Origin of the sequence: Streptomyces sp. S186 (assembly GCF_051603415.1) — a bacterium.
GTDB lineage: Bacteria > Actinomycetota > Actinomycetes > Streptomycetales > Streptomycetaceae > Streptomyces.
Map to the genome: position 1 here is coordinate 164747 of NZ_CP193932.1, position 25179 is coordinate 189925.

The 25179-nt window shown below is 69.4% G+C and carries 23 protein-coding genes and 3 pseudogenes; 11 read left to right on the forward strand and 15 right to left on the reverse strand.

Annotated features, from left to right (window positions below):
• Positions 1 to 115 precede the first annotated feature (115 nt).
• The 3 genes from ACRAS8_RS00710 to ACRAS8_RS00720 are packed head-to-tail and all read left to right on the forward strand — an operon-like array spanning position 116 to position 2764.
• Positions 116 to 1420, forward strand: a complete 1305-nt coding sequence (locus ACRAS8_RS00710; protein WP_438490302.1) for a molybdopterin-dependent oxidoreductase — start codon at positions 116 to 118, stop codon at positions 1418 to 1420.
• A gap of 53 nt (positions 1421 to 1473) precedes the next feature.
• A complete protein-coding gene (locus ACRAS8_RS00715; RefSeq protein ID WP_438483761.1) occupies positions 1474 to 2019 on the forward strand; it encodes a hypothetical protein in 546 nt (181 codons plus the stop codon).
• A gap of 40 nt (positions 2020 to 2059) precedes the next feature.
• Positions 2060 to 2764, forward strand: coding sequence for a class I SAM-dependent methyltransferase (locus ACRAS8_RS00720; protein WP_438483762.1), 705 nt, complete (start codon positions 2060 to 2062; stop codon positions 2762 to 2764).
• Positions 2765 to 2798: 34 nt separating this feature from the next.
• On the opposite strand, the gene ACRAS8_RS00725 is transcribed toward ACRAS8_RS00720, so the two are convergent.
• The 4 genes and pseudogenes from ACRAS8_RS00725 to ACRAS8_RS00740 all read right to left on the reverse strand — a co-directional run.
• Positions 2799 to 4271, reverse strand: a complete 1473-nt coding sequence (locus ACRAS8_RS00725; RefSeq protein WP_438483763.1) for a hypothetical protein — start codon at positions 4269 to 4271, stop codon at positions 2799 to 2801.
• Positions 4268 to 4909, reverse strand: coding sequence for a TIGR04282 family arsenosugar biosynthesis glycosyltransferase (locus ACRAS8_RS00730; protein WP_438483764.1), 642 nt, complete (start codon positions 4907 to 4909; stop codon positions 4268 to 4270). The genes ACRAS8_RS00725 and ACRAS8_RS00730 overlap by 4 nt, the downstream gene beginning before the upstream one ends.
• Before the next feature lie 83 nt (positions 4910 to 4992).
• A complete protein-coding gene (locus ACRAS8_RS00735) occupies positions 4993 to 5823 on the reverse strand; it encodes a glycosyltransferase family 2 protein (RefSeq protein ID WP_438490303.1) in 831 nt (276 codons plus the stop codon).
• A pseudogene (locus tag ACRAS8_RS00740) lies at positions 5818 to 6861 on the reverse strand (NAD-dependent epimerase/dehydratase family protein); the annotation flags it as partial. The gene ACRAS8_RS00735 and the pseudogene ACRAS8_RS00740, both read right to left, overlap by 6 nt.
• A gap of 252 nt (positions 6862 to 7113) precedes the next feature.
• Here ACRAS8_RS00740 and ACRAS8_RS00745 point away from each other — a divergent pair.
• The 3 genes and pseudogenes from ACRAS8_RS00745 to ACRAS8_RS00755 all read left to right on the forward strand — a co-directional run.
• Positions 7114 to 7545 carry a hypothetical protein gene (locus ACRAS8_RS00745; RefSeq protein WP_438483765.1) on the forward strand — a complete coding sequence of 144 codons (432 nt, stop codon included), beginning with the start codon at positions 7114 to 7116 and terminating at the stop codon, positions 7543 to 7545.
• A 245-nt stretch (positions 7546 to 7790) separates the two neighbouring features.
• Complete coding sequence (locus ACRAS8_RS00750) at positions 7791 to 8585, forward strand: alpha/beta fold hydrolase (protein WP_438483766.1); 795 nt, start codon at positions 7791 to 7793, stop codon at positions 8583 to 8585.
• Positions 8586 to 8966: 381 nt separating this feature from the next.
• A pseudogene (locus tag ACRAS8_RS00755) lies at positions 8967 to 9266 on the forward strand (acyl-CoA dehydrogenase family protein); the annotation flags it as partial.
• Here ACRAS8_RS00755 and ACRAS8_RS00760 read toward each other — a convergent pair.
• Positions 9205 to 9999, reverse strand: coding sequence for an AraC family transcriptional regulator (locus ACRAS8_RS00760; protein WP_438483767.1), 795 nt, complete (start codon positions 9997 to 9999; stop codon positions 9205 to 9207). The pseudogene ACRAS8_RS00755 and the gene ACRAS8_RS00760 overlap by 62 nt on opposite strands.
• Positions 10000 to 10557: 558 nt before the next feature.
• Between ACRAS8_RS00760 and ACRAS8_RS00765 the strand changes: the two genes are divergently transcribed.
• Positions 10558 to 11034 carry a hypothetical protein gene (locus tag ACRAS8_RS00765; protein WP_438483768.1) on the forward strand — a complete coding sequence of 159 codons (477 nt, stop codon included), beginning with the start codon at positions 10558 to 10560 and terminating at the stop codon, positions 11032 to 11034.
• A 94-nt stretch (positions 11035 to 11128) separates the two neighbouring features.
• Here ACRAS8_RS00765 and ACRAS8_RS00770 read toward each other — a convergent pair whose 3' ends face one another.
• From ACRAS8_RS00770 to ACRAS8_RS00795, 6 genes are all read right to left on the reverse strand, one after another.
• A complete protein-coding gene (locus ACRAS8_RS00770; RefSeq protein ID WP_438483769.1) occupies positions 11129 to 11704 on the reverse strand; it encodes a DUF4232 domain-containing protein in 576 nt (191 codons plus the stop codon).
• Between the two features lie 148 nt (positions 11705 to 11852).
• On the reverse strand, positions 11853 to 12758 hold the full coding sequence (locus ACRAS8_RS00775; protein ID WP_438483770.1) for an NADP-dependent oxidoreductase: 906 nt from the start codon (positions 12756 to 12758) through the stop codon (positions 11853 to 11855).
• Between the two features lie 254 nt (positions 12759 to 13012).
• On the reverse strand, positions 13013 to 13240 hold the full coding sequence (infA, locus tag ACRAS8_RS00780) for a translation initiation factor IF-1 (RefSeq protein ID WP_438483771.1): 228 nt from the start codon (positions 13238 to 13240) through the stop codon (positions 13013 to 13015).
• Positions 13241 to 13372: 132 nt separating this feature from the next.
• A complete protein-coding gene (locus ACRAS8_RS00785) occupies positions 13373 to 14170 on the reverse strand; it encodes a GNAT family N-acetyltransferase (protein ID WP_438483772.1) in 798 nt (265 codons plus the stop codon).
• 419 nt (positions 14171 to 14589) lie between these two features.
• Positions 14590 to 16227: an APC family permease gene (locus tag ACRAS8_RS00790; protein WP_438483773.1), complete on the reverse strand. Its 1638-nt coding sequence runs from the start codon at positions 16225 to 16227 to the stop codon at positions 14590 to 14592.
• Between the two features lie 540 nt (positions 16228 to 16767).
• Entirely contained in the window at positions 16768 to 16953 is a 186-nt protein-coding gene (locus tag ACRAS8_RS00795; protein ID WP_438483774.1) for a hypothetical protein, read from the reverse strand.
• Positions 16954 to 17459: 506 nt separating this feature from the next.
• Here ACRAS8_RS00795 and panD point away from each other — a divergent pair.
• Positions 17460 to 17879 carry an aspartate 1-decarboxylase gene (gene panD, locus ACRAS8_RS00800; protein ID WP_438483775.1) on the forward strand — a complete coding sequence of 140 codons (420 nt, stop codon included), beginning with the start codon at positions 17460 to 17462 and terminating at the stop codon, positions 17877 to 17879.
• 389 nt (positions 17880 to 18268) lie between these two features.
• Here the strand turns inward: panD and ACRAS8_RS00805 are convergent, their stop codons facing one another.
• Both ACRAS8_RS00805 and rodA read right to left on the reverse strand, forming a co-directional pair.
• A complete protein-coding gene (locus ACRAS8_RS00805) occupies positions 18269 to 18886 on the reverse strand; it encodes a Rieske 2Fe-2S domain-containing protein (RefSeq protein WP_438483776.1) in 618 nt (205 codons plus the stop codon).
• A gap of 1290 nt (positions 18887 to 20176) precedes the next feature.
• Positions 20177 to 21349, reverse strand: a complete 1173-nt coding sequence (gene rodA / locus ACRAS8_RS00810; protein WP_438490304.1) for a rod shape-determining protein RodA — start codon at positions 21347 to 21349, stop codon at positions 20177 to 20179.
• 552 nt (positions 21350 to 21901) lie between these two features.
• On the opposite strand from rodA, the gene ACRAS8_RS00815 reads away from it, so the two are divergent.
• Positions 21902 to 22585 (forward strand): hypothetical protein, encoded by a 684-nt coding sequence (locus tag ACRAS8_RS00815; protein WP_438483777.1) that lies wholly within the window; start codon positions 21902 to 21904, stop codon positions 22583 to 22585.
• Between the two features lie 173 nt (positions 22586 to 22758).
• Here ACRAS8_RS00815 and ACRAS8_RS00820 read toward each other — a convergent pair whose 3' ends face one another.
• Complete coding sequence (locus tag ACRAS8_RS00820; RefSeq protein WP_438483778.1) at positions 22759 to 23100, reverse strand: hypothetical protein; 342 nt, start codon at positions 23098 to 23100, stop codon at positions 22759 to 22761.
• Between the two features lie 443 nt (positions 23101 to 23543).
• Here ACRAS8_RS00820 and ACRAS8_RS00825 point away from each other — a divergent pair.
• A pseudogene (locus ACRAS8_RS00825) lies at positions 23544 to 23720 on the forward strand (SAM-dependent methyltransferase); the annotation flags it as partial.
• Positions 23721 to 23806: 86 nt separating this feature from the next.
• Here the strand turns inward: ACRAS8_RS00825 and ACRAS8_RS00830 are convergent.
• Positions 23807 to 24355, reverse strand: coding sequence for a MepB family protein (locus ACRAS8_RS00830; protein WP_438483779.1), 549 nt, complete (start codon positions 24353 to 24355; stop codon positions 23807 to 23809).
• Between the two features lie 210 nt (positions 24356 to 24565).
• On the opposite strand from ACRAS8_RS00830, the gene ACRAS8_RS00835 reads away from it, so the two are divergent.
• A complete protein-coding gene (locus ACRAS8_RS00835) occupies positions 24566 to 25147 on the forward strand; it encodes a methyltransferase family protein (RefSeq protein ID WP_438483780.1) in 582 nt (193 codons plus the stop codon).
• Positions 25148 to 25179: the final 32 nt, after the last annotated feature.

A 25179-nucleotide genomic window follows, 5' to 3' on the forward strand; every position in this document is an offset into this window, starting at 1 on the left:
CCGCATACGGTGGTTGCGCGGGGCGGTCACGGTGCGCTGGCCGCCGGAAGGGACGGATGTGGAGGGTAGCGACCGCGGCGATGAGTCGCGCCGCCCTGAACGGCGACGGGCCCGCATTCCCCGTCGCCGCCTGGCCGCACTTCTCAGCACTCCCCCACCCGGCCCCGCGCGCCCGGGCTTCTGGCGCAGCCCCTTGCGGGGGCCCTGGCTGACGTCGGTGTTCGGGGCGGTCCTGCTGTTCGGCATCACCGTGCTGTTCGTGACCGGGCTGCTGTCCTACGCCGCGTACAACCCGGATCTGGCGCCGGGCAACGATCACACGCCGGACAAGGGCTGGCTGGGTTTCTACCTCTTCGCCTGGCCGACCCGGCCGTACTGGCTCTACCGCCTCACCCAGGGAGTCCACGTCACCCTGGGCGTGGCGCTCATCCCCGTCCTGCTGGCAAAGCTGTGGTCGGTCATCCCGAAGCTGTTCGGCTGGCCACCGCTGCGTTCCCCGCGCCACGCGCTGGAGCGGCTCTCGCTGCTGCTGCTCGTGGGCGGCGCACTGTTCGAGTTCGTCACCGGCGTGCTCAACATCCAGCTGCACTACATCTTCCCCGGGTCCTTCTACGCCCTGCACCTCTACGGTGCCTGGATCTTCATCGGCGCCTTCGTCGTACACGTCGTCTTCCGGATCACCACCATGGCAACGGCGTTGCGCGGCCGCCGTTGGCGCAGTGAGCTGCGTACCCCCGCCACGCGTACCCGGCCCGAACCGCCGGACGACACCGGACTGGTGACCCCCAACCCCGCACCGCCCACGACGTCCCGCCGCAGCGCGCTCGGCATGGTGGGCGCCGGGTCGCTGGTACTGCTCGTCGTGACGGCTGGTCAGAGCATCGGCGGAGCCCTCCGCAGGACCGCGCTGCTGGCTCCGCACGGGCAGGAACCGGGCGCGGGACCCAACGGCTTCCAGATCAACAAGACCGCCGCGGCGGTCGGCATCCGCGCCCGCGACATCGGACCTGACTGGCGCCTCGTCGTACGCGGCCCCGGCCGGGAGCGGAGCTTCACCCGGGACCAGGTACTGGCCCTGCCGCAACACACGGCCGCCCTGCCGATCGCCTGCGTGGAAGGCTGGTCCACCGACGACCAGCACTGGAGCGGCGTACGACTGTCCGACCTGGCGGCCCTGGTCGGACTGCGGGAGGGCCCGCCCGGGGTCTTCGTCGAGTCCGCCCAGCGCTCCGGAGCCTTCAGCTCCGCCCACCTGCGCGACAACCAGGTCCGGGACCCCAGGTCGCTGTTGGCTCTGCGGGTCAACGGCGCGGACCTCTCGGTGGACCACGGCTATCCCGCGCGGATCATCGTCCCCGCCAACCCCGGTGTGCACAACACGAAATGGGTCACCCGCCTCACCTTCGGAGTACCGCGATGAGGGGGAGGGCCCGCGGGGAAGGAACGGCCAAGGGCAGAGCCAGAGCCAGGGGCATGGCCAGGAACATGGCCAAGGGGGCCAGAGGCTTGGCCGAGGGCATCCGGGCACGCTATGGCGGTTCCCTCCCGCACCTCGCCCTGGTCCTGTGCTCCTTCGCCCTGACCGGCTACGCCGGGCTCCGGCTGCTGCAAGGGGACACGCTCGGCGTCGTCATCTGGTTCGTCGGCGCCGCGCTCCTGCACGATCTGGCCTTCCTCCCCCTCTACACCGTCACCGACCGCGTGGCCCAACGCCTCCTTCGGGAGCACCGGAGCAGGGACACGGCAAGCCGCTCGCGTCCGCTGGCGGGCCGCATCAACTACGTCCGGGTGCCCGCCTTCCTGGCCCTTCTGCTGCTCCTCGTCTGGTATCCCCTCGTCCTCGGCCGGGTCCCGGGCTTCAGCACCTACACCGGCCTGCCCGCGGGCGTCTTCTGGGCGCGCTGGCTGCTGATCACCGCCGTTCTCTTCGCGCTCTCCGCGGCATGCCTGGTGGTGGCGTTGTGGCGCGCGCGGCCGCGCCGTCCGGCGGTGCGCGCGGCGCGGCCGAAGGATCGATGACCCTCCGTGAACGTGCCGGCCACAGTGGAGCCCGGATCCGATGAGCACCGACGAACAGGCACCGGAGCCCGGCGCGGCTCCCCGATCCCGGCACGAGGACCCCTACGCCCATGCGCTCGCCAAAGGCCGCGGTCCCTTGTACATGCGCTGTACGGATGGCGGGATCCTGCTGTCGGAAGTGGACCGTTGGTGTGCCGCACCGGACTCCGCCGACCGCAGCGTCCTGCGGCGTTGCCATGGCGCGGTCCTCGACATCGGCTGCGGGCCGGGGCGTTTGGTCAGCGCCCTCCGCGCACGCGGCCAGGTCGCGCTCGGCATCGACATCAGTCACGCGGCCGTCGCACGGACCGAGCACACCGGGGGCATCGCGCTGTGCCGGTCCGTCTTCGACAGACTGCCGGGTGAGGGGCTGTGGAACACCACCCTGCTCATGGACGGCAACATCGGCATCGGCGGCGACCCCCGGGCACTGCTGGCGCGTATCGGATCGCTGGTGGCTCCCTACGGAATCCTGCTGGTGGAAGCGGCTCCCGAAGACGTCGACGAACGGCTGGACGTGCGGTTCGACGATGGCCGCGGCCACCTGGGCAGCCCCTTTCCCTGGGCCCGCGTCGGCCTCCCCGCACTGCGCCGCAAGGCGGCGGTCACCGGCTGGCAGACCGGCGAACACTGGACGCTCGACGACCGCCACTTCCTCGTACTGCGGCAGCCTCGTGCCGCCGGCTCCGATCGCGGTCCGGCATGACCCCATGGCCCTCGGCCGGCCCGTCGAGTGATCGTCACCAACCCGTCAGCAGAAGGTAGTTGACCAGCAGCGCGAGGACGGCCTGTCCGGCCAGCCACTTCCCCTGCATGCGGCGTGGAAGCAACGCGCAGGCAGGCAGCAGCCAGATGGCGAAGGGCAGCCAGATGCGTTCGGTCTCCGCCTTGCTCATTCCGGACACGTCCGCGAGCAGCATCATGCAGAATGCTGCTCCGACCAGGAAAGTCAGCGCGTCGTACCTGCTGGGCGCCGCACGCCGCATCCCCCGCACGGTCGGCCACAGCCGGGCGGACACACGGCCCAGTCCCGCAACCGTCGCCAGTCCCACTGTCACCACCTGGGCAGCCAGGTTGGCCCAGACGAAATAGGCGTACGGGCGCACCTTCGCGGCGCCCTGGTAGTACCGCTCGACGAGGGTCGCATAGCCCTCGGGCCACCAGAATCCCAGGGCGGTGAAACCCATCACCCAAGGCAGCACCCCAGCCACCACATACGGCAGTGGCCGGGCGGAGCGGGCGAGGAGGAGAACGGCGGCGCCCAGCACCACCAGAACGGTCAGACCGTAGGAGAGGTACCAGGCGAGCCCCAGCAGCAGCCCGGCCCCCAGGGCCGCCAGACGGGGCACCCGGGTGGTGCGGGTCGCCGCCAGTGCGAGCAGGGCGATGGCCCAGGCAGCGACGCCGGCAAAGTAGCCGTCGGCGCTGACGCCGATCCACACCGCCACGGGGGCCAGCACCAGGAACGGCGCTGCCGATCGCGCCAGGCGCTCACCGCTCAGCGCCCGTAGTGTCACCATGACCGCGGCCGCGCCGGACGATCCGATGGTGATGCACCAGGCCGCCGCCCAGGCACCTCCGCCCAGCCCGATCCGGTCCAGGCCGACGAACGTCAGCAGGGCGCCAGGCGGGTGTCCGGCCACATGCGCGGGCCAGTTGTGCGGTGCGTCGGCCAGGATGTGCTGAGTGAAGTCCCGCAGGAAGGCGGGCACTTCATGCACATCGGCGACGGATCGCAGGTACTCCATGCTGCTGGTGAGCCGTCCGGCGACCCCGCGCTGCCAGCCGTCCACGAGCGCCAGGGACCATGTCCAGGCCATCGACGCGCTCCAGACAGCCGGCACCAGCGCCCGCCACGGCAGACGCCGCGCGATCCGCGGGCCGTGGACGACCACGAGGGCGGCGACCATGAGGGCGGCCGGCGTACCGGGGCCGACGTGCGGCAGCCACGACGCGTACAGCGGCGGCCACCCCAGTCGCAGAATCCCCTCAGTTCCGTAGACGGTGCGGTTGACGACGTTCCCGACAACCACCGCGAGCACGAACAGCACCACCGCGGCCGCCGCCGCCCAAAGATCGCGGCCACCCGCCCGCTTCCGTACAGGCACAGACGCAGGCACGGTCGGCGGAACACCGTCGACCGGCGGCCCGGCCTGTTTGCCGTCCTCCCCTACGCACCCGCCGTCCTGGCGGCGGACGGAGCGGGGGGTCATCGGCTGCCCACCGGTCGCAGCCTGGCCAGGGTGGCGGCGAACCGGCCGCCGGGTGCGGCGGCCGCGACCCGGTCGGCGTCGTCCGCGGTGTCGACGTCGCACAACGGAGGCAGATCTCGCACCCGCAGCCCGGCGGCGGTCAGTCTGGCGCGCTGCGCGGCGCCGGTGCGGGAGGTGGACATGGGGACGCCGCGCAGCAGCCCGGGCTCGGGGTCGGCCAGGCCGAGCGCCCAGAACCCGCCGTCCTCGGCCGCCCCGAACCAGGCGTCGCAGTCGTCCCAGGCAGCCATGTCCAGTGCCGGGGCGAGGAGTTGGGGCGTGACCTGAGGGGTGTCCATGCCGATGAGCAGCGTCGGTCCGGTGCTGTCTGCGAAGGCCGCGGCAAGCCGCTCGTCGAGGCCGCCGGTGCCCTGCGGCCGGATGTCGAAACCGGTGGGCAGCCAGTTGCCCGGCCGCCCGTCGAGGACCAGCACCCGCCGCCGCGCAGGCATCGCGCGAACGGCCCGCAGCGTGTCGCACAACGCCGCTTCGGCCAACTGGGCGGCCTCGTGCGGAGTGTAGGGCGGTGTCAGACGGGTCTTGACGCGTCCGGGCACCGGTTCCTTGGCGATGACCAGGACGGTCGTCGGGCCGGTCACCGTCCGCGGCTGATCAGGCCGGCTCGCCGGACCGTGCGCGCCTCGCAGACCGTGTGCATCCGGCGGACGCGGTGCGGCCCCGGTCATCGCGCCACCGTCTCCCGTACTCGTGCCGTCAGCGGCGGCTGGTTGAGGACGTTGCGCATATCGCGGACCGCGTGCCAGGTGCCGCGCCAGGTGCCGGTGACCTTCGAGCGGCCGGTACGCGGCCGGTAGGGCACATCCCGCTCCTCGATGCGCCAGCCGGCGTCGGCGGCCCGGACCACCATCTGCAACGGATAGCCACTGCGACGGTCCGTCAGATCCAGGCCGAGCAGCGCGGCGCGGCGGGCGGCACGGAGCGGGCCCAGGTCGTGCAGTCGCAGACCGGTGCGCCGGCGCAGCATCCGCGCCAGGACCACGTTGCCGGCGCGGGCGTGCGGCGGCCAGGCACCACGGCCCTGCGGGCGACGGCGGCCCAGCACGAGGTCGCTCTCCCCGTCGCGTACGGCGCGCACGAACGGGTCGAGCAGCGCCGGGTCGAGCGAGGCGTCGCAGTCGCAGAAGCAGACGATGTCGGCCTCGGCGGCGAGCAGTCCCGCGTGACAGGCGGCGCCGAAGCCGCGCCGCGGTTCGTGGACGACGGTGGCGCCCAGGCCACGGGCGATCTCGGCGGAGCCGTCGGTCGAACCGTTGTCGACGACGATGGCCCGCCAGCCGTCCGGGATGCGCGCCAGCACCCACGGCAGCGCGGCGGCCTCGTTCAGGCAGGGCAGCACGACGTCCACCGAGGCGGGGCGGGGCTCGTCGTGAGCGGTCCCCGCCGCCGGTCCGACGCCAGGCACGGCCGCGTCCGTCCCCATCCCTTTGCGCGCCGCCTGCCCCGCACCCCGCTCCGCGCGCTGCCCCATGCCTTCTCGCGCCCGCTCCCGCATCCCCTCCCGCGCGAACTCCGCCATCCCTTCGGCGAATCCGGTCTCCGCCCGCCACCCCAGCTCCTCGGCGATCCGCTGCGAGGAGGCGGTGATGTGCCGGACATCGCCCAGCCGGTACTCCCCCGTCACCACCGGCTCCGGCCCGCCGTACGCCTCGGCCAGTGTGCGCGCCATCGCGCCGACGGTGTGCGGTTGCCCACTGCCGGTGTTGTAGGCGGTCAACGTGCCTGCCAGTCGCTCCGGCAGGGCTTCGAGCGCGACCACGTTGGCCGACGCGATGTCCCGTACGTGGACGAAGTCCCGCCGCTGACCGCCGTCTTCATAGACGGTGGGCGGCTCGCCACGGGCCAGCGCCGAACGGAAGAACGACGCCACCCCCGCGTACGGGGTGTCACGTGGCATGCCTGGCCCGTAGACATTGTGGTAGCGCAGCACGATCGCCCGGCCACCGGTGGCCCGGGCCCAGGAGGCGGCGAGGTGCTCCTGGGCGAGCTTGGTCGCCGCGTACACATTGCGCGGATCGACCGGCGCATCCTCGCGGACCAGGCCGGGCAGCAACGTGGCGCCGCAGCGCGGGCAGTCCGGCTCGAACCGGCCCGCCGCCAGCTCGGCGACCGCCCGCGGACCCGGCCGCACGGGGCCGTGGGAGGGGCAGCTGTAGTGCCCCTCCCCATAGACCACCATCGACCCGGCGAGCACCAGCAGACGCATCTCCGCCGCGGCCATGGCCGCCAGCAGTACGGCCGTTCCCAGGTCGTTGCAGCCGACGTAGTCGGGCGCGTCCGCGAAGTCCTTGCCGAGGCCCACCATCGCCGCCTGGTGGCAGACCGCGTCGACGCCGGCGAGGGCCGTCTCGACCGTCGCCCGGTCGCGTACGTCCCCGACGACACGGTCCACCCCGGGGTGCGGCGGCGGGGGCTCCGGATGGGCCGAAGGCAGCAGTGCGTCGAACACGACGGGTTCATGGCCCCACCTGACAAGCGCCTCGACGACCTGCGATCCGATGAATCCGGCACCGCCGGTAACCAGTACTCGCATGCCGATCACGCTAAGCCTGGCACCGCGTTCCGACGTGCGCCACGACGCTCACGTCATGACTTCGTAAGACCCGGCCTCCGCCAGTCGGGTCGTTGCGCACCTCCCGACTCGTGCGCCACGCCGTTGCCACCGGCCAGGCGCACGACCCAAGTCTGGTAGGCAACGGTTGCCGAGCCGTGATCGGAACCGTTCCCGGCCACCGGCCCGACGCTGGACCAACGCCTCGCACCACGACCAGGAGCTGTCGAGCCGATGGCACATCTGACGATCAGGGAGGACCAGCTCCTCCTCCGCCTGACGTGGCCCGAGAAGGTGGCCGCACGACGCATCCGGATCCTCGTGCCGCTCTCCGCGGTGCGCACCGTGATGATCGAACCGGATTGGTGGCGCGCCTTGCGCGGGAGACGCGGACGAGGCATCTGGGTACCCGAAGTGGTCTGCGTCGGCGTACGCCGGCACTCGGCCGGCAGGGATTTCGTGGCAGTACGGCCCGACGGCCCCGTGCTGTGCATCGGACTGTGCCCGTCGTCGGCGTTCAGCCTTCTCGTCGTCTCCGTACCGGATCCCGACGCCACCGCGCGCTGTCTGCGCAACGCGGCACCGAACCTCGTCTCCGCAGCCGGCGGCGGACTGTGGCGCTCGCTTCCCGTCCCCCGGGAGGCAGCACCGAACAACAGCGAATGATCCACCCACCGACAGGCATCGGGGTTGCCGGCAGGGGCACGTCGAAGGGGAGCAGCAACGCATGGGGCAGGGCCGGCGCGTACGCAAACACCGAGATCATCGACGAGGAGGCCGCTCAACGGGTGGCCGAACGGGTAGCCGGACCTCGTCGATCTGCGCACGACACCAACCGCCCCACCGCTTTGACTCTCACACCGATGTGAGGCTTTAGCGTTCGGGTGCGCTGCAACCGAAGGAGAGGTTCCATGTCCACCGCTCTGCCCACTTCCACTCTCGGCCGCCTGGTGCGCGGGAACGGCCCGGGCCTGCTGCTCGCCCATGGCGCCGGCGGAGGTATCGACGCCAACTACGGCCCCCTCTTGGACGTACTGGCCGCACAGCACACCGTCGTCGGCCCGGATTACCCAGGCACCGGCCGGACCGAGCGCGCCGATGCACCGCTCACCCTGGATGGGCTGGCCGACGAACTGGTCGCCGCCGCCGTCGAGGAGGGCCTGGAGACCTTCGCCATCGCCGGATACTCGCTGGGCTGCCCGGTTGCCATCCGGGCCGCCACCCGCCACCCCGACCGCGTCACGGCCCTGGTCCTCACCGCGGGCTTCGCCCATCCCGACCCGCGGTTCCTGCTGGCGGCCCGACTGTGGCGCGACCTGCTGCGTGCGGGCGAGCTGGAGCAACTGGCCGGCTTCCTGACCCTGATGGGCCTCAGCTCCCCCGTCCTGGACGCCATCGCCCAGGACGACCTCGACACCACCCTCACGACCACGGCCGCCACCATCCCGCCAGGCACACCGGAGCACGTCCAGTTGCTCATCGACGGCGTCGATGTCCGGGCCGACCTCGCGGCCATCGCCGTGCCGACCCTGGTCATCTCCACCGCGCTCGACCAACTCGTCTCCCCGCACCACCACCGGCAGCTCGCCGACGCCATTCCGGGGGCGCGCTACGCCGAGATCGCCTCCGGGCACCTCCCCTTCATCGAGCGGCCGGAGGAATGGGCCACCCTCATCCGCGACTTCCTCCACGACAACCGCAACTGACCACATCCCGGCAGTCATGCCGGACCGGCGCTCACCCCGGCCGGACTCAAAGGCCCCGTCGACCGCAGACAGCCCTGGCTGTCGCTTTTGCGTTTCGTCTGGACTTCGCCTTGGAGAAGTGGATTTGGAGCGCATCACCGATATTCACTTGGAGCCGGCGAGAGAGGCTGATTTTCGATGGTTTGCCTCCTCGCCGGTGCGGAATACCGCCCGGGAATGCCGGCTCAGGGAGCCAGACGGGAGGGGGTGACGGTGGAACGGCCCTGTTCGTACCGTACGCCCAGGCAGCCGACACCCTCGTGGCCATGGCCCAGGCAGACGGCCGCAAAGGACTGACGGCACTGCTGGTGGACACCACCACCCCGGGCCTGGGCCGGCGCGGCACAGGCCGTACTCGACATGACGGTGGCCTACGCCAAGGCCCGCACGCGGTTCGGCCGCCCCATCGGCGGTTTCCAGGCAGTCCAACAACGCTGTGCGGACATGGCCGCGAACGTCCTCACCGCACGCCTGCTCGCCTACGCGGCCGCCCGGCGGCTGTCGCACGACCTCCCCGCCGCCCTGGAGGTCTCACTGGCCAAGGCATGCGCCGGCGAGCAGTACCAGGAGGTGTCCGCTGTCAGCCTTCGCCCGAAAACGCCTCTCCTTTCCAACTCCGCGCCGAAGCAGCCTGGTTCCTGAACGACCCGGGAGTGTGCCCGAAAGCGCGCCGGAAGACGTCGATGAAGGCGCTGGCCGAGGACCAACCGCACAGGTGGGCCACCGTGGTCACCGGCGTGTCCTCGGCGAGGAGTACCAGCGCGTGGTAGAGGCGTAGTTGGGTCCGCCATTGACTGAAGGTCATACCGAGCTCGGCATGGAAGAGCCGTGACAGGGTGCGGTCGCTCGCTCCGACCTGCCTGCCCAGTGCGGCCAGGGTGCGGTTGTCTGCCGGGTCGGCGTGCAGGACGTCGCACAGCGCGCTGAGGCGGCGTGTGGTGGGAGCGGGCAGGTGCAGGGGCTGCTGAGGGGAGATGTGCAACTGGTCGAGCAGGACCGCACGCAGCCGCGCCCGTTGGGGACTGTCGCCGGCCTCGGTGTCGCGGGTGTAGGCGAGGATCAGTTCCCGCAGCAGGGGGCTGACCTTGAGGACCGTCGGGTACTCCAGGGCGAGCGGGTTGTCCGTGGCGGGCAGGCCGACCGTGTGCAGTTCGAGTCTGCCGTGGGCACGGTGGGCGTGCGGGGCACCGGCCGGTATCCAGATGGCGCGGTTGGCCGGTGCCACCCATGAGCCTGCGTCGGTGGTGACGGCCAGTACTCCGCGGCTGGCGTAGACGATCTGGTGGTCGTCGTGGCGGTGTGCGTCGATGCCGGCGCCGGGCGCCAAACACTTCATTCGGGTCGGCGCGATCGGTTGGTGGCGGATACCGGTCATTGCCCGCCAGATTATCGGAAGCCCGACCCGATGCCCTTCCGCGACTATGTCTGCGTCAGAACTGGCTGTCTGCACGCACTGCCGTGGATCTGCCGGTGGCCATCGGCAGCATTGGCTATCAGGAGGGCCGAAGAGGAAGGGCCAGACGGGTCGATCCGTCGCCACGAGACGATGTGCGTGCCGAGGCGAAAGGGCCTTTGAGTCCCACCCGCCGGACACGCAGAACCGCAGGCCGCCGACCGGGTGGCGGCACAGGGCAGTTGCAGTGATCCAGGCAGTTGAGGTTGGCGCGCTTGGCCACGGCGGCCGGGCGCCGCGCTCGCGCGCCTCTTGGGAGCGTCGGCAACGCTCTGACGTCGGCGTCCCCGGCAGAGAGTCGCCGGCGGAACCCGTTCACCGGGCCCGCGACACGCCCGCACTGGCGCATGGCGGCGCTCGCCAAGGTCGGATCGATCCGGCGCGTCGGCGAATACCTCCATCATATTTCGTATTAGCCTTCCGCAACTGTAGGGATTCGGCAAATCCCAGGCTGAATCACCCCAAACTTCCGGAGAAGAAATGCACAAGCTTCACAAGGCAGCCGTCATGGCCGCCGCTCTCAGCAGCTTCGCCCTCTTCGGTGCCGGCGCCGCCCACGCAACCGGCCGTGGCGGCGGTGGCTTCGACGTCTCTCAGCACAACTCCTGCCGCTCCCACGACCTGAACGTCGACGTTCTCGGCGAGGTCGGGATCCTGAACGGCCTGCTGGGCAACGCGCTCGGCGGCGAGGGCCAGACGGGTGCGCAGGGCACCTCGATGGGCTCCCGCATGGGTTGCAACAACTCGGTCGGCGGCGAGGACGATGGCGGCGAGGGCCACGAGCACGGCGGCGGCGGTGGCGGTGGCGGTGGCGGCGGCCACGAGGGCGGCGGAAGCGGCGGCCACGGCGGCGGGATGAATGACCACGGCGGCGGCGGAAAGAGCAGCCACAGCAGTGATGAAAGCGGCGACCAGGGCGGCAGTGAAGGCGGCGGCCACAGCGGCGGCGACATGTAAGGGCATCAGGTAAGGCAGATGGGCCCCGGCGTTCCGTTCCCATCAGTGCGGAACCCGGGGCCTGTCAGCGTCGGCGCCGGTGCCGGTGCCGAGTTCAGCCCACGCCAACGGGGTTGACGTAGGTACCGGGGTGGGTGGCGCCGGACTGGTCCAGGATGGCTCCGCCGTAGGGCCAGGCAAGGGTGACGTGCACCTTCTCGTCGGGCGGGGTGATCAGGACCTTGCCCGGCACGAACGCGCCCGCGCTGTGCCTGGCGACCGGCAGGATGGTCATGGTGACCAGGGCCGTGTCGTCGCCGGGCCGCAGCATGAGGGTGCTCGGCTTGTCCGCGGAGCGGCGCAGGTCCCATGCCTCGCCGGATGTGCTGATCAGGCGGACCCCCGGGAAGCCGTGCAGGGTGCAGGTGCGTCCGCCGTTGTTCTTCAGTCGCACCGCGGCGATCTGCTGCTTGGTGGCGTCCATGTCGGGGCGGCCGCCGTGCGCCGAGCCCCAGCTGTAACGCAACTCGCCGGTGTGGCAACGGTTGCTGCTGGTGGCGGACGGCGCATCCGTGCCGGCCGCCGTAGCCGTGGCCGCCGTCATCGGCGATGCCTGGGCCACTCCCGCTGCCGTCGCACCCACCATCATGACAGCGGTAGCAGCGACGGCGATCTTCCTGGTAGTACGCATACGAACACTCCCTCTTCGCTCGGCGGCCCACAGGCGTTCCACCGGAACCCTGCTCACGTCACATCTGCCCCGACCACCCCGGGAAATGTCCTGGGACCGTAACGACTGCGCGGAATGTCCTCGTGCCGGCAGTACCGCACCCACCTGCTCAGAAGATCACGGCGATCTTTCCGTCCAGGCTCCCGGCGCGGAAGCGTCGGTGGGCGGCATGGATCTCGCGGAGACCGAAGGTGGAGTGCACACGCGGCTGCAGCGAGCCGCTGTCGATGAGCTTGGTCAGCTCGCCCAACCCCGCCCCGTCCTCGTGCACTTGGTTGACCGTGGTGTGAACACCGCGTGCGGACAGATCGGGGACCGGTCCGGCCTGAGTGGCGATCGACGCGTACCGGCCGCCGTCCGCCACCGCCTCGGTCAGGAAGGCCCCGAAGGTGTCGAAGACCGCGTCGTAACCGCGGTCCTGAAAGCCGTCGCGATCGGTGGTGACGAAACCGGCGCCATGGTCGCGGGCGAAGGCGACCTGCTCGTCCCGAGAGACCAGAGCATCGACCTCGACGCCCCGTGCGCGAGCCATCTGCAACGCCAACCCGCCGACCGCGCCGGCGGCACCGGCGATCAGGAGCCGCTGGCCGCCGGACACCGCAAGCCAGTCCAGTGTCTGCAGGGCCGTCAACCCGGGCAGCGGCAAAGTGGCCGCCTCCACCAGGCTGACCGCCTGCGGCGCGGCAGCCACCGCCGCAGCCGGCAGTGCGACCAGATCGGCCCAGGTCCCGCGGCCGGAGCTCAGCTGGTGCGACATCGCGATGACGCGCTCCCCCGGGCGCAACCCGCTGTTGCCGCCGTCGACCACGATGCCGGCCAGATCCCAGCCGAGCGTCATCGGCAGCGGTGGCGTCCCCTCGCCGATGGCTCCCTCCCGCGTCTTGTCGTCGACGGGGTTGATGCTCGTCGCGACCGTCCGGATCAGCACCTCCCCGGGCCCCGGCTCAGGCTGGGCGACCTCGACGAGGCCGAGGACATCCGGTGTGCCGAAGCGATCAATCTGTAGAGCGCGCACGGAGAGCCCTTCATACGACTACTGCTGACGCACGCTGCAACCCACGCAAGGATCACGGCATTCCCCACGCCACTGAAGCACTGGATGATCTCGCCCTCCCGACAGGCATGCGACTGACGGGCATGCGACCAACAGGCACAGACATGCGGCTGACGGGCATGCGGCCGACAGCAGGCCGGAGCCCCCGGGTATGTCGGGCCGGGGGCTCCAGCAAGGGGCTCATTCTTGGGAGTTGAGTCGGTGGGCCGCTTCCGCTACGACCGGTACCGGTAGCGGATCCGGCCGCGGGTGAGGTCGTAGGGACTGAGCTCCACGAGGACTCGGTCGTAGAGCAGGATGTTGATGTAGTTCTTCCGGATCTTCCCGCTGATGTGGGCGAGCACCGTGTGCCCGGTCTTCAGCTCCACCTTGAAGGTGGCATTGCGCAGGCACTCGGTAACGGTGCCCTCGACCTCTATTCGGCCTGCTGATTTTGTTGTCATGATCTCTCACTTCTCCCGTTCTGTGACGGCCTATTGACGAGACGTCCATTGACGGGATGTTCGGTAGGGAAACGGCCGTCGCCGGGTCTGCTACGGGCTCGGCTTGGCCGCTCGGTGTGTTGTGACGGAACGTCAGTGACGGACGAGCTCCAGGGTGCTGCCCGCGCGCCGGGCACCGATGCCCTCGAACAGGGCGGTGGCCGCCGCGTTGGACTCGTCCACCTCGGCCCATGCCGAAGGGGTCCCGGAGCGGTGCAGCGAAGCGAGCGCATGGGCCAGCAGCGCCCGGGCTATGCCGCGGCGGTGCCGGTCGGTCCGGACGGCGATCAGTCCGATCCGGGGCTGCCGGGTCAGCGGCACCACCCGGATCAGTCCGACGTACTGGTCCAAGTGCCGCGCCACCACGTACTTCGAGGGATCGAGCAGCGTGGTTCCGGCGGGGCGAGGCAGTACCTCGGCCGGCATCGTCTGCCATCCGACGGTGGCCTCGATCTCGTCGCGGATGGTGCGGTCCAGGGCGCGCAGCGGTCCCTCCTCCGCCTCCCCGGCGGGCAGGATCGTCACGCCGTGCGGGGGCTGCACCGAGCCGAGCCCGGTGGTCTGCGGGTCGGTGGGCACGCGATAGCCCCACTCGCGGCGGGCGACGGCGAAGCCGGCCCGCTCCCAGGCGGACCTGGAGTCGTGGTCGGCCTCGTCGAGGACGGTGTACAGCGGTGTCGGCAGGTCCCTCAGCATCGCGTCGGCGACGCGGTCGAAGACCGGGCGGTGCCACGCGTCGATGCTGATGAAGAGCCGCCCGTCGGGCCGGCGCGAAGCATCGCCGCGGCCGACCGTCCGGTCGTCCTCGATGGCGTGCCACTGCGTGTCCGATACCCGCGTCACCACGACCGCGTGGTGGCCCGTGCCCGAAGTGGAATGTGCAGAGTTCATAGGTGTTGCCTCTCAGGAGTGCCTGGTTCGAGGCGCTCCCGGCGACACCTACGTCAATCGCCCACCGTGACGAAAAGGGGGAGCACCCACAGGGATACAGCCTTCATGGGTCTCACCTCCTCGCGTTCTCTCACGGCTGCTCAGACAGTAGCAGCGGGTGCCAGACAGCCCAACCGATTTAAATCCGGCTGCGGATCGTCGGCGGGTGATCGACGGGCCGTCGACGGGCCATCTACGAGCCACCGGTCGCGTCGATCAACTGACGTTATCGAATGGGGAATTGGGAAAGTGACGCCTCGCACTGAGTCCTCGCACTGAGTCCGGCCGGGTGGCTGTGGCCGGCCGGACTCAGTGGCTCGTCTGAGGGGTCTTGGTCTTCAGTTCTGAGGGGTCTTGGTCTTCGGCTCAGGGGGGTGTGGTCAGTGGCCGCCCTCGTCCACGACCGCGATCTCCTCGATGTTCTGCTCGATCGCCTCGGGTGGGACGGCGGTGGCGAGGGCCCAGTAGTAGATCCCCACCGAGAACACCGAGATGATCACCATGTCCCACCACATCGGGATATGGCCCTGGCCGCCGAAGCCGCCCTGCCAGGAGATGACGCCCATGCCGATGAGGTAGACGGGAAGCCACTGGGCGGCCTTCCAGTCCATGCGCGGAGCGTTCGGCAGCCGCTTCTTCGTGGCGTACCAGGCATAGCTGCCGAGCAGGGCGTAGCCGATCAGGATCGCCCAGCCGAGCCGTTCCAGGGTGGTCCAGCCGGCCCAGTAGATGATCAGGCTCGCCACGACGAAGGACAGCGGCGCGATGACATTGCCGCCGGGCAGGCGGTAGGGACGCTGTCGGTGTGGCAGGCGGCCGCGGAACACACCGAACGCCAGCGGGGCGCCGGCGTACATCAGGACGCTCGCCGAGGTGATGAAGGAGACCAGCTCCTGCCAGCTCGGGAAGGGGAGGAAGCAGATCACGCCGGTCACGAAGGAGATGATCAGGCCGAACCACGGCACTCCGCGGCCGTCGGCCTTCTCGAACAGCCGGGGCGCGTAGCCGTTCTTGCTCAGACCGTAGGAGATCCGCGAGGTCGAGGTGGTGTAGATCAGGCCGGTGCCGCCGGGGGACACGATCGCGTCCGCGTACAGGATCCAGCCCAGCCAGCCGAGCCCCACCACGGTGGCCAGACCGGCCCACGGGCCGCTGATGCCGGCGTAGTCGAGCTTGGCCCACCCGTGGGCGAAGGACGCCAGCGGCAGGGCACCGATGTAGACGACCTGGAGGAGGGTGTAGATGACGGCGCCGATCACGACCGAGCCGATCGTGGCGCGGGGCAGGTCACGCTTGGGATTGCGGCTTTCGCCCGCGAGCTGGATGGCCTGCTCGAAGCCGAGCAGCGCGAAGATGATGCCGCTGGTGCTGATGGCGCTGAGCACGCCCTTGGCGCCGAACGGGGCGAAGCCGTGGGAGGTGAAGTTGTGCGGGTGGAAGTTGGTCGCCGCGATGACGAAGATCGCCCCGAGGGGTACGGCGATCTTCCACCAGGTGGCCGTGCTGTTGGTATGGGCCAGCACCTTCACGCCCAGGAAGTTCACCGCGACGAAGATCGCCATCAGGGCGACCGCGACGACGAATCCGCTTGCCGTGAGGGTTCCGTTGGCGTGCTGGAGCGACTTGGCCCATGACCAGTGCCCGGCATAGCCGATCATGGCCTCGACCTCGATCGGGGCCACCGTCGCCGCCTGGAGCCAGGAGAACCAGCCGAAGGACATGCCGGCCAGGCCGCCGAAGGCGTAGTGCGGATAGCGCGCGGTGCCGCCGGCCACCGGGAAGAGGCCGCCGAGTTCGGCGTGCACCAGCGCCAGCAGCACGATCGCGACCGCACCGATGCTCCAGGAGATGATCGCGGACGGGCCCGCGACCATCACGGCCTTCTGGGCGCCGTAGAGCCATCCGGATCCGATGATGGAGCCGACCGAGGCCCACATCAGGCCGATCAGTCCGACGTCCCTGCGCAGAGAGCCTGGTGCGCGTGCCTGCAGTGGCGTGATCTCGTCAACGCTTGCCATGAGCGGGCCTTTCAAGACAGCTGGCCGAAAAGTTGCCTCAGCGTAGGGAGCTTTCGGGTCCTTGGAAATAGCGGTGACGGAAAAGTTATTTTCCGCGGAAAACTCATGGCGGACTCATGGCGGACCCATGGATTCGACATCGCGCAAATGGGCGGAATATTGGGTCACTTGAGGCGGATGAGCCGATCTGAGCGCCGTAGCGAAGGCATTCGATCACCCGTTCATTCCCCGCTGCGGAAAATTCAATTTGGCGAAAATTTTGAGAAGGTGCGCCACTGGCATTACTTTTCTGCGCCTACGGTTTTGCGTTTCCCGTCGGTGAATGGCTTGGCGATCACAGGCGGGGCACCGTGGACAGGCCCGGGCGTTGCCCGTGCCGGCCGCAGGGTTGCCGGCCCGGCGGCCGGCACAGGCAACCTTCCCCGGCTCAGTGCCCGGCGTCGTCGGCGTTGCCGTTGGCGTCCGCCGAGGCGACTGCCCGCTGAGCGCCGTCGACCTTCTTCCGCACCTGCTGGAGCTGGTCCTGCGGGGGTGGCCGTACTACTGCCGCTGGCGGCCGGGGCCGCGCTGCCCGACATCGACGAGGGCGAGCAGGGAGGCCGTGGCGACCGACTTGAGGTCGGTCTGCTTCTGCTTCAGCAGCGGCAGGAGCGTCTCGCGGGCGGTCCAGCTTCGGCACCCGGCGGCACAGCGCCATGGCCCCGTCCCCGTCCCCCTTCGGGCCATTGGCGTGGACGGCGGCGGTCGACGCCGGTGCCGCGCCATCCACCGCGTACGAGGGGAGACCGGCCGCGAACGTCCCCGCAAGGGCCAGGCCGGCCAGGACCGCGGTCAGCGTGCCGGGTGCGAACGAAGGTAGAGGCCGGTCTTGTGGTTTCTTTGCGGCCGGGTCAGCCGCCCCGTGACGGGTCGGTGACGGGCCCTTCGTCGCGCACAGCGCCGCCATCCTCGGCAATCAGGGCGCCGCACACGAGGAGGGCCAGGGAGAGGACGGCCGCGGCGAGTACGGCGAGCACCACTTCGGCCGTGCGGACGGCCGGTGTCCGGCCGCGGCTCTCCTCGCGACATAGGCGGCTGCGGTCTTCGTGGTCGGGATGCGCGCCCCCTGACCGCAGAGAGTGACTTGACGAGAGCATGCCCCCGTCCCGCTCACCAGGCTCGCCGCTAGCATGGTTGTTCCGGCGCGCACCTCACCCGGGGGCGCGACCTTCTTCTGGCAGGAGTGTGACGCCGTGCTGCGCACCATGTTCAAGTCCAAGATCCACCGGGCTACCGTGACCGAGGCCGATCTGCACTACGTGGGGTCGGTCACGATCGACGCCGCACTGATGGAGGCCGCCGACCTGCTGCCCGGCGAACTCGTCCACATCGTCGACATCGACAACGGCGCCCGCCTGGAGACCTACGTCATCGAGGGCGAACGCAACTCGGGCGTCATCGGCATCAACGGCGCCGCCGCACATCTGGTCCACCCCGGCGATCTGGTCATCCTCATCAGCTACGCGCAGGTGGACGAGGCCGAAGCCCGCGCCCTCCAGCCGAGGGTCGTGCACGTCGACGCGAACAACCGCATCGTGGCCCTCGGCACCGACGCATCCGAGCCGGTCCCCAACACCAACACGTCACGAAGCCCAAGGGCCACAGCAATCTGAACAGCACGGGCTCGCCCCCTCCCCTGCCCCGTCGCTTTCGCTCCCGCCGCCGGAGCCACTGAGCGGCGTGCTGCCACTTCACAGCAGGCCGAATGCAACACTCGTCACAGGTCCTGGGCGGAGCCGGTTGGCCTGTGGTCCGCAGGCCGGTTCCGTTGCGGTGGTGGCGAGCAGTCGCGGGCTCGTGACTGGCCGGTGGGACAGAACTGGCTGGTCCAGCGGGAGTTGGCCGGGGCCGGTGACCGTGACGGCGTTGAGGACACGGCCACGGATGCGTAAGCGGGGGATGTGCGTGTCGATGGCCGTGAAGCCGAGTCCCCAGTAGTGGTAGCTGATCTCGGCGTCTGCGCCGAGGCCGTAGGGACCGAAGATCTTCCGGCCGCTGACGGTCAGTTCGACACGGTGCAGGTCCGTGGCAGGGGGCCTCGGAAGCGGTGGGAAGTCTCCACGGTGTCGAGGGATGTGTCGTCGGACAGGCGAGGGAGTTCCCACTGCGGGGGCAGTCCGGCATTGCGCTGCCAGACAAAGACGAATCCGTTGGCCTCCTGGCTGTGGCGGAACCGTAGGGCCGCCTTGGGCGGACGGGTTCCGTAGCCGGTCGCGACGCACGAACCGTCCGCATCGAAGGCGAAGCCGTGGAAGGGGCAAATGAGCCGCTCACCCTCGACCCGGCCGCCATGGCCCGGGTGCGCGCCCAGGTGCGGGCAGTGGGGGTCAGTGCCCCGGACGAGGCCGCCGCGGGTGAGGAGTGCTCCTTCCTCGTCGGGCGACTGGAGCCTGGTGCGTGCCGGTTTGCTGCGGACGCGCGTCACACGGTCCGCGGCCGCTGCAGCCGGCCCCACCGTGTCGCCGAGCGCGAGCGACAGTGCGGTGGGCGGCGCGGCCGTGCCGGTCACGAACACGAACAAGGGGAGGAAGAAGACGGCCAGCCCCAGAGCCAGCCGGTGGCGGACGTGGCCGAGCAGAGCGAACCGTGCCGCGGTCCACAGCGGATGCCCGTCGCACATCAACCGTTCACCGCCCCGCGGCCGTCCGCGACGGTGGCCGCCGTGTCCGCGACGCCCGAGGAGTCGTGCAGGAGGCCCTCGCGCAGAGAGCGGACCTCGTCGAAACGACCGATCTATCAAGGGCCAGATGAGAGACCATGACCAGAGCTCTTCCGCGTTCCCGCAGCCGGGCGGCCAGCTGCCAGAGTCTCTGGTAGGTCTACCGCCCAGCGCGCCTCGCCCCCGTCCGGCGCCAACTGCCCGCACGCGATCCGCAACAGCGTGCTCTTGCCTCCACCGTTCTCCCCCCACCCCCACCACCCCCACCAGTGTCCTGGACGGCACCGTCGGGGCCGAAGACTTCTTCTCCCTGGTCCTACGCCGGACACCCGACCGTGCCTGAAGGCGCCTGCCCCAGTGCTCTTGCCCGAACTGGCCCAGGCGAGGGCACTACTTATCCACCTGCGCCGCCGTGCCCGCCGTGCCGCCCGGACGTCATCGCACAATCCCCATGAGACGCAGTGGATGATCCGCCGGCATCTCGTACTCACCCTCGGACCGCCTGACGACATTGCCGCAGCAGAGCCACCAGACGCCGGCAGGCACGTTCCCTGATGGCTGGTTGAGCTGCATCGGCTGCTCACAGGTGGGGCATACGGGAGTCATCGTTACCTCCTCGGGTCGCTTGCATTCACGATGGCAGGCGCGTCCTCGGATCGGGTACCGACGCGCGACGACTACCCTTCGTCGCGGCCCGTGTTACCTCGCGCGGCTTCCGCAGGCCGCAGACCGTACAGCGTCCCTCGACCACGCCGACGAGCTGCGCCTGCGCGCCGTACCGGAACCGGTCAACCACCGCACCGGCGCAGCCATCGGTGCCGCACGGCGCGGAACCCACCACCTCGGCGAGCGGGGCATGCGCGACGGCAACGCTCCGCTGACACTCCATGCACGGCAGCGCATGAAGACCACCCGGTGGGGTCACGCAATACGGGACAGCATTCGGACTGCTGCACAGTGGGCAGATCCAGGCCATACCGAACTCCCCTTCCCCTCTAAGGCGCCCGCCGGTGTACAACGAGGAGGCCGCTTCCAGGTCACAGAGGTTCAGGCGCTCGGTTTCACGAATGCCGGGCGCTTTCGAAAAATCGACTCGGGGAAATCGCCGCATACATTCAAGACGTCTTCGGCGTCGAACACTTCACTGTCGCGCACTTCACTACTGACGACAGCGCTCCGATATGCCCTCATCTCATCGCCCCCTCATCCTCTTCCTCGTCCCCTCATCCTCTTCCTCGTCCCCTCATCCTCTCAAGCGGCCAGGGGACGTTGGAGACGAATGGATTGCAGGATGCCGATCGCAATCCAGCCGGCGAACATGGAGGAGCCGCCGTAGCTGACGAAAGGCAGCGGCAGGCCGGTGACCGGCATGATGCCGAGATTCATGCCGATGTTCTCGAACGCCTGGAACGCCAACCAGGCAACGATCCCCGTCGAGACCACCGTCCCGTAAAGATCCGGGCACTCGCGCGCAATGCGCAGCGCCCGCCACAATACGACCCCGAGAAGGGCGATCAGCGCCCCGGCTCCCACAAAGCCCAACTCCTCCCCCGCGACGCTGAAGACGAAGTCCGTCTGCTGCTCGGGCACGAACTGTCCGCTGGTCTGCGCCCCGTGGAACAGCCCCTGCCCCAGCAGTCCTCCCGATCCGATCGCGATGCGGGCCTGACTGGTGTTGTAGCCCACCCCGGACGGGTCCAGGGCAGGATCGGCGAACGCGGCGAACCGGTTGACCTGGTACTGGTCCAGCAGATGCAGCTGCCACACCGCGACCGCGCCGACCACGCCGATGGTCAGAAGCCCGGCGACCCATCGTCGGGACGCGCCCGACACGAGCAGCACCCCGAGCACGATCACACCGATCCCCATGAACTGCCCGAGGTCCGGGGTGAGCAGCACCAGGACCGCGGGCACACCCGCCACCGCCAGCGACTGCAGGACGCTGCGGTGGTCGGGACGCTGACGGTCGCCGACGTCCACCTTGGTGGCCAGCAGCACGGCCATGGCCAGCACGATGGTGACCTTGACGAACTCCGCGGGCTGGATCGACATCCCGGCGATGATGATCCAGCGCCGCGACCCGTTGATCGTGGCGCCGGCCGGGGTCAGCACGAGAAGCACCAGCACAAGGGTGATGCCATAGAGCACGGGTACCAGGTCCCGCAGCCGGCGCGAGCCGATCCACACCGTGCCCGTCGCCAGAGCGATGCCGATGACGGTATTGACGACATGTTGGACCAGGAAGGAGTACTGGTCACCGCCCGTCAGCTGCGTACGCCCGCGCGTGGCGGAGTACACCAGCACCGCGCCGAGCGCGGACAGCGCCAGGGCGGCACCCAGCAGCGGCCAGTCCAACCGCCGCAGCATCGAACCAGGCGCTACGAGGGCCCGCCACCCCGTCGGCCGGACCCGCCACACCCCTATCGACTCGCTCCTGATCTTCACAGCCGCCCCCCTGACCAGGGCGAGGAGACACGAGCACCACGCCTCGGGGCAGAACCTGATACTGATACCGCCCCGGCAGAGGACCGGACGGCAACCCGTCCGGCATGCCCGCCGCCCGAAGCCACAACCAGCGCGAGACGCTCTCGCACGATTTCCCTCCCAGGTACCCCACTCGCGGTCACGTTGTCCGCGCCCTGCGCGGCTAGCCGGGGATCCGGACTGGGCGGGACGCTACCATCCACCAGTTGCGCAATCATTGAACTATGACAGTGTTCCCCGGGCGGAGTACATCCGGCGCACGACTCGGTCAACACCCGCCCAACCAAGTCCCAAGATCCTCTAACGGCCGTCTTTTCCTACGGTGAAACCGCAGAAACCGGCCGACTTCCTGCAGTGCGTGTTGTCCCCATGACGCTGCTTGCGCGCGCCGATGAGTTGTTTGGGCGGGTTGTGTCACTTACGGAAACCAGGCTCCACCGCGCAGTCGACGGCGGGCCGTGAAGGACTGCGCACAGATGCGAGACTGCCGCCATGACTACGCATCTCATCTCCGTGATCGGTAGTAGCCCCGGCGTCGGAAAGTCCACCCTGTGCCGTGCAGTGGCTGAGTGGCTTACCGGTCTCGGCGCATCGGTCGACCACTTCGAGGAGGCCGACATTCTGACACGGCCGGCCTTCGGGCCCGTGGCTGAAGAGTTCGCTGGTGGGGCTGCCGCTGTCCGGCCTGCGACCTTAGTCGAGTGCACTCGCGCCTACGTCGCGGAGTCGCTCGCGGCGGGCAAGGACTACCTGGTGACGGATGCCCTTCTGCCCTTTATTCCGTCCCTTGTGGCATGGGGGCACGACGAGGGGACTCTCGTCCACGTAGTGGAAGAGCTGACCCGTGCCGTGGAGCCGGCCCAGGTCACCGTGGTCTATGTCCACGACGATCCGGAGACAGCGCTGCGACGCGCCATCGAGCGAGAAGGCGATGCCTGGGAAGACTGGTACGTGCGGAAACTCGCCGGATCCCCTGGCACTCGGGCCGTTCATGACCTCTCGTCGGCGGCCGCTCATCTCCACTTCGAAGCCGACCTGACCTGGCGCCTCCTCGCGCGGACCCCATGGCACGTTCTGAACGTGAATGCAGGGACACTCAACGCTCAGGCGGCATACGCCCACACCCAGCGCCACCTGATGGACGTGCTGGAGTTGTCAGGCCGGCCCGCCACGTAGCAGTAGCCGCAAGCGACCGAATGACTCATCGCGCTGCGCGATGCCGCCGACCAGCTTCCGGACGCCCGCCAACTGCGGGCCTGAATACGCGACTTGCTCGACATCGGTCCCTTGACAAGAGCGAGCCCCGGCGCCCGAGGCAGCGGCTCGGGCACCGGGGCTGTGCGTTGGTCTTACTTCTCGAAGGCGCCGTTGTTGCAGCCCATGCTGGAGCCCAGCTTGGTCTGCTGCGCACCCGAGGAGCCCTCGCCGTTGAGCGCGTTACCGAGTGCGCCGTCGAGGACGCCGACCGCTCCGAGGATGTCGATGTTCAGGTCATGCGACCGGCACTGGGTGCCCTGGGAGACGTTGAAGGGTCCTTCCTTCCCGCCTCTCTTTCCGCCGTCCTCCCCGTCGCTGGAGAAGGAGTTCGTCCCGCCCTGGTGCCCGCCATAGGCGTTTGCGGTGCCGGCGCCGAGGAGGCCAACGCTGCCCAGTACGGCGATCACAACGGCGGCCTTACGAAGCTTGCGCATTTCATCTCCGGTAGATCGAACGGAAGCGATCAGAAGTTGATCGACTTCGTACGGCTATGAAAACTAATGCGGAAGATGTCGCAACTCCTCAGTGACACGCTGGTTTTCACGACTGCCGCGACCTGAATATGCCTCGCTTATCGGATAACTCGCACTCTCGGCGGCCTCAGGGCATCGACCGCAGTAAATGGATCAGTTCAACAGATTGCTGTCCGCCAAGAGTTTTGTCCTCATGTGACATTCTCATGATGGCCGACGGGCGGCTCTGAGCGAGACCCGAGAAGGGACAACCGGGCGTATTACCGTTCCTTCCTCGCCCCAAACCGCGTAGGGATGAGCCGACACGCTCGACGTGGCGATGGCAGTCGACCGGATCGAACGCCATGTCTCCCTCGACGACGCCCTCGTGATCGATATCGACGGTGGCAGCGGGTACTTCACAGCGGACCTTCCTCGACGAAATGGTCCGCGTCACCCGGCCCGGCGGGCTGATCTACTGCGCCTTCACCAACTGGCTCTCACCCTGGGGCGGTCATGAGACGGCGCCCTGGCACTACTTCGGCGCCGATCGCGCCCGTCGGCGCTGCCTGAAGCGCACCGGCCGTCCGGCCAGGCATACGAGAATTCGCCGCCCGGAACCTCCTCCTCATCCTGCGACGGCTGCCTTGAACAGCGGCTGCTCCGCAGGAGCACCGCAGCCTTCAATTCAGTCCTGGATTCCCACAGATCGGCACGGGTGGTAGAGAGCACGGGCGCGCGTCAGGTCGGCGGGTCCGTCGTGGCCGATATCGAAGAAGTAGTTCACCTGCCATGCCTGGGTGCTGCGGGCCTGCCGGTTGGTCGTGGTCACCCAGGGCGGATAGACACGGAATCCGCGCTTCCCACCGGCGCCGTTGCGGGAGACGATGTCGCGCTCGCACAACACCTCGCGCGGGAACACGAACTGTCCAAAGCCGTTGTCGTCGCGGCTGCTGATGACGAAGAGGTCCACCCCGTCGTCGGCGTCGAAGGGCCGGATCGGCCCCTCCTCGGACCGCTGCCACACGGTGACGAACTGGCCCACCTTCGTCGGGGTGGTCTTGGCCACGCGGAACCGCACCGTGCGGCCGTCAAGGGTGAACCCGCAAGCCGCGTACTCGGCGCTCTCCGGTTCGGGCACCGGCAGTGAGCAGGCGAAACCGCCCGGGTCGTACACCGACGCCTTGGCCACCAGCAGGTCCCCGTGAAGCCCCGTCCACGGCTGATTCTTCACCATGCCGCCATCCTGCCATGGCGCCCGTGCGCTCCCTCGGCCCAGCCACCACCCGCTCCGCCAGCAAGGTCGGGCAAAGGTCGAGCCATCCATGGGCGGGTATCCACCCGGACTCCACCCCTGAGTGGATCCACTCCACCCGCGCCCGGTGCGAAGCTGACGCCGTACGACCCCGTGTCGGGGTACGGGGTCCGGGAACAGCCGGGAGGTGCCGTGCTGCACCACGTTGTGAACACCGCGCTCATCGTCACTGCCTGGGTCTGGGCAGCGGCGGAGATCCTGCTCCAGACAGGCCAGCGAATCCGTAGCGAGCGGACCGAACGGACCGAGTGGCTCAGTTTCCTGGTCTTCCCGGTGCTGATCGGCGGCGGGGCCATGCTGGCGGCACCCGTCCGGGATGCGGTGCCGGCCCTGTCGTACTCCACGGAGCTGTCGGCCGTGCGCATGGCCGTACTGGTCGTGGCCTGGGCCGGGATCGGGATCCGACTGTGGGGCATGATCACGCTGGGCCGCTTCTTCCGTGGCACGGTGCACATCCAGCACGGCCACCGAGTCGTCACCAAAGGGCCGTACCGCTACGTCCGGCATCCCGCCTACACCGGCGGCCTGCTCGCCGCCACGGACCTCGCGCTGCTCCTGGACAACGCGGCGTCCTGGTTGGTGATGACGGTCTGCTGTCTGGTCGCGGTGGGCTATCGGATACACGTCGAGGAACGCATGCTGCTCGACGCCCTGGGCGAGGAGTACCGGTCGTACGCGGCCCGGACGCCCAGGCTGATCCCCGGGGTGTGGTGAACCCGTCCCGGTGTCACCCGTCCCGGCGTCGT

Coding starts and splice junctions, on each gene's coding strand:
- ACRAS8_RS00790 (WP_438483773.1), bottom strand. CDS start 16,227: ATGGCAAGCGTTGACGAGATCACGCCACTGCAGGCACGCGCACCAGGC.
- ACRAS8_RS00795 (WP_438483774.1), bottom strand. CDS start 16,953: ATGGCCCGAAGGGGGACGGGGACGGGGCCATGGCGCTGTGCCGCCGGG.
- ACRAS8_RS00805 (WP_438483776.1), bottom strand. CDS start 18,886: ATGTGCGACGGGCATCCGCTGTGGACCGCGGCACGGTTCGCTCTGCTC.
- infA (WP_438483771.1), bottom strand. CDS start 13,240: ATGACAACAAAATCAGCAGGCCGAATAGAGGTCGAGGGCACCGTTACC.
- ACRAS8_RS00820 (WP_438483778.1), bottom strand. CDS start 23,100: ATGCGCAAGCTTCGTAAGGCCGCCGTTGTGATCGCCGTACTGGGCAGC.
- ACRAS8_RS00770 (WP_438483769.1), bottom strand. CDS start 11,704: ATGCGTACTACCAGGAAGATCGCCGTCGCTGCTACCGCTGTCATGATG.
- ACRAS8_RS00735 (WP_438490303.1), bottom strand. CDS start 5,823: ATGCGGGAGCGGGCGCGAGAAGGCATGGGGCAGCGCGCGGAGCGGGGT.
- ACRAS8_RS00765 (WP_438483768.1), top strand. CDS start 10,558: ATGCACAAGCTTCACAAGGCAGCCGTCATGGCCGCCGCTCTCAGCAGC.
- ACRAS8_RS00725 (WP_438483763.1), bottom strand. CDS start 4,271: ATGACCCCCCGCTCCGTCCGCCGCCAGGACGGCGGGTGCGTAGGGGAG.
- ACRAS8_RS00750 (WP_438483766.1), top strand. CDS start 7,791: ATGTCCACCGCTCTGCCCACTTCCACTCTCGGCCGCCTGGTGCGCGGG.
- ACRAS8_RS00715 (WP_438483761.1), top strand. CDS start 1,474: ATGGCCAGGAACATGGCCAAGGGGGCCAGAGGCTTGGCCGAGGGCATC.
- ACRAS8_RS00745 (WP_438483765.1), top strand. CDS start 7,114: ATGGCACATCTGACGATCAGGGAGGACCAGCTCCTCCTCCGCCTGACG.
- ACRAS8_RS00720 (WP_438483762.1), top strand. CDS start 2,060: ATGAGCACCGACGAACAGGCACCGGAGCCCGGCGCGGCTCCCCGATCC.
- ACRAS8_RS00760 (WP_438483767.1), bottom strand. CDS start 9,999: ATGACCGGTATCCGCCACCAACCGATCGCGCCGACCCGAATGAAGTGT.
- ACRAS8_RS00830 (WP_438483779.1), bottom strand. CDS start 24,355: ATGGTGAAGAATCAGCCGTGGACGGGGCTTCACGGGGACCTGCTGGTG.
- ACRAS8_RS00785 (WP_438483772.1), bottom strand. CDS start 14,170: ATGAACTCTGCACATTCCACTTCGGGCACGGGCCACCACGCGGTCGTG.
- ACRAS8_RS00815 (WP_438483777.1), top strand. CDS start 21,902: ATGACTACGCATCTCATCTCCGTGATCGGTAGTAGCCCCGGCGTCGGA.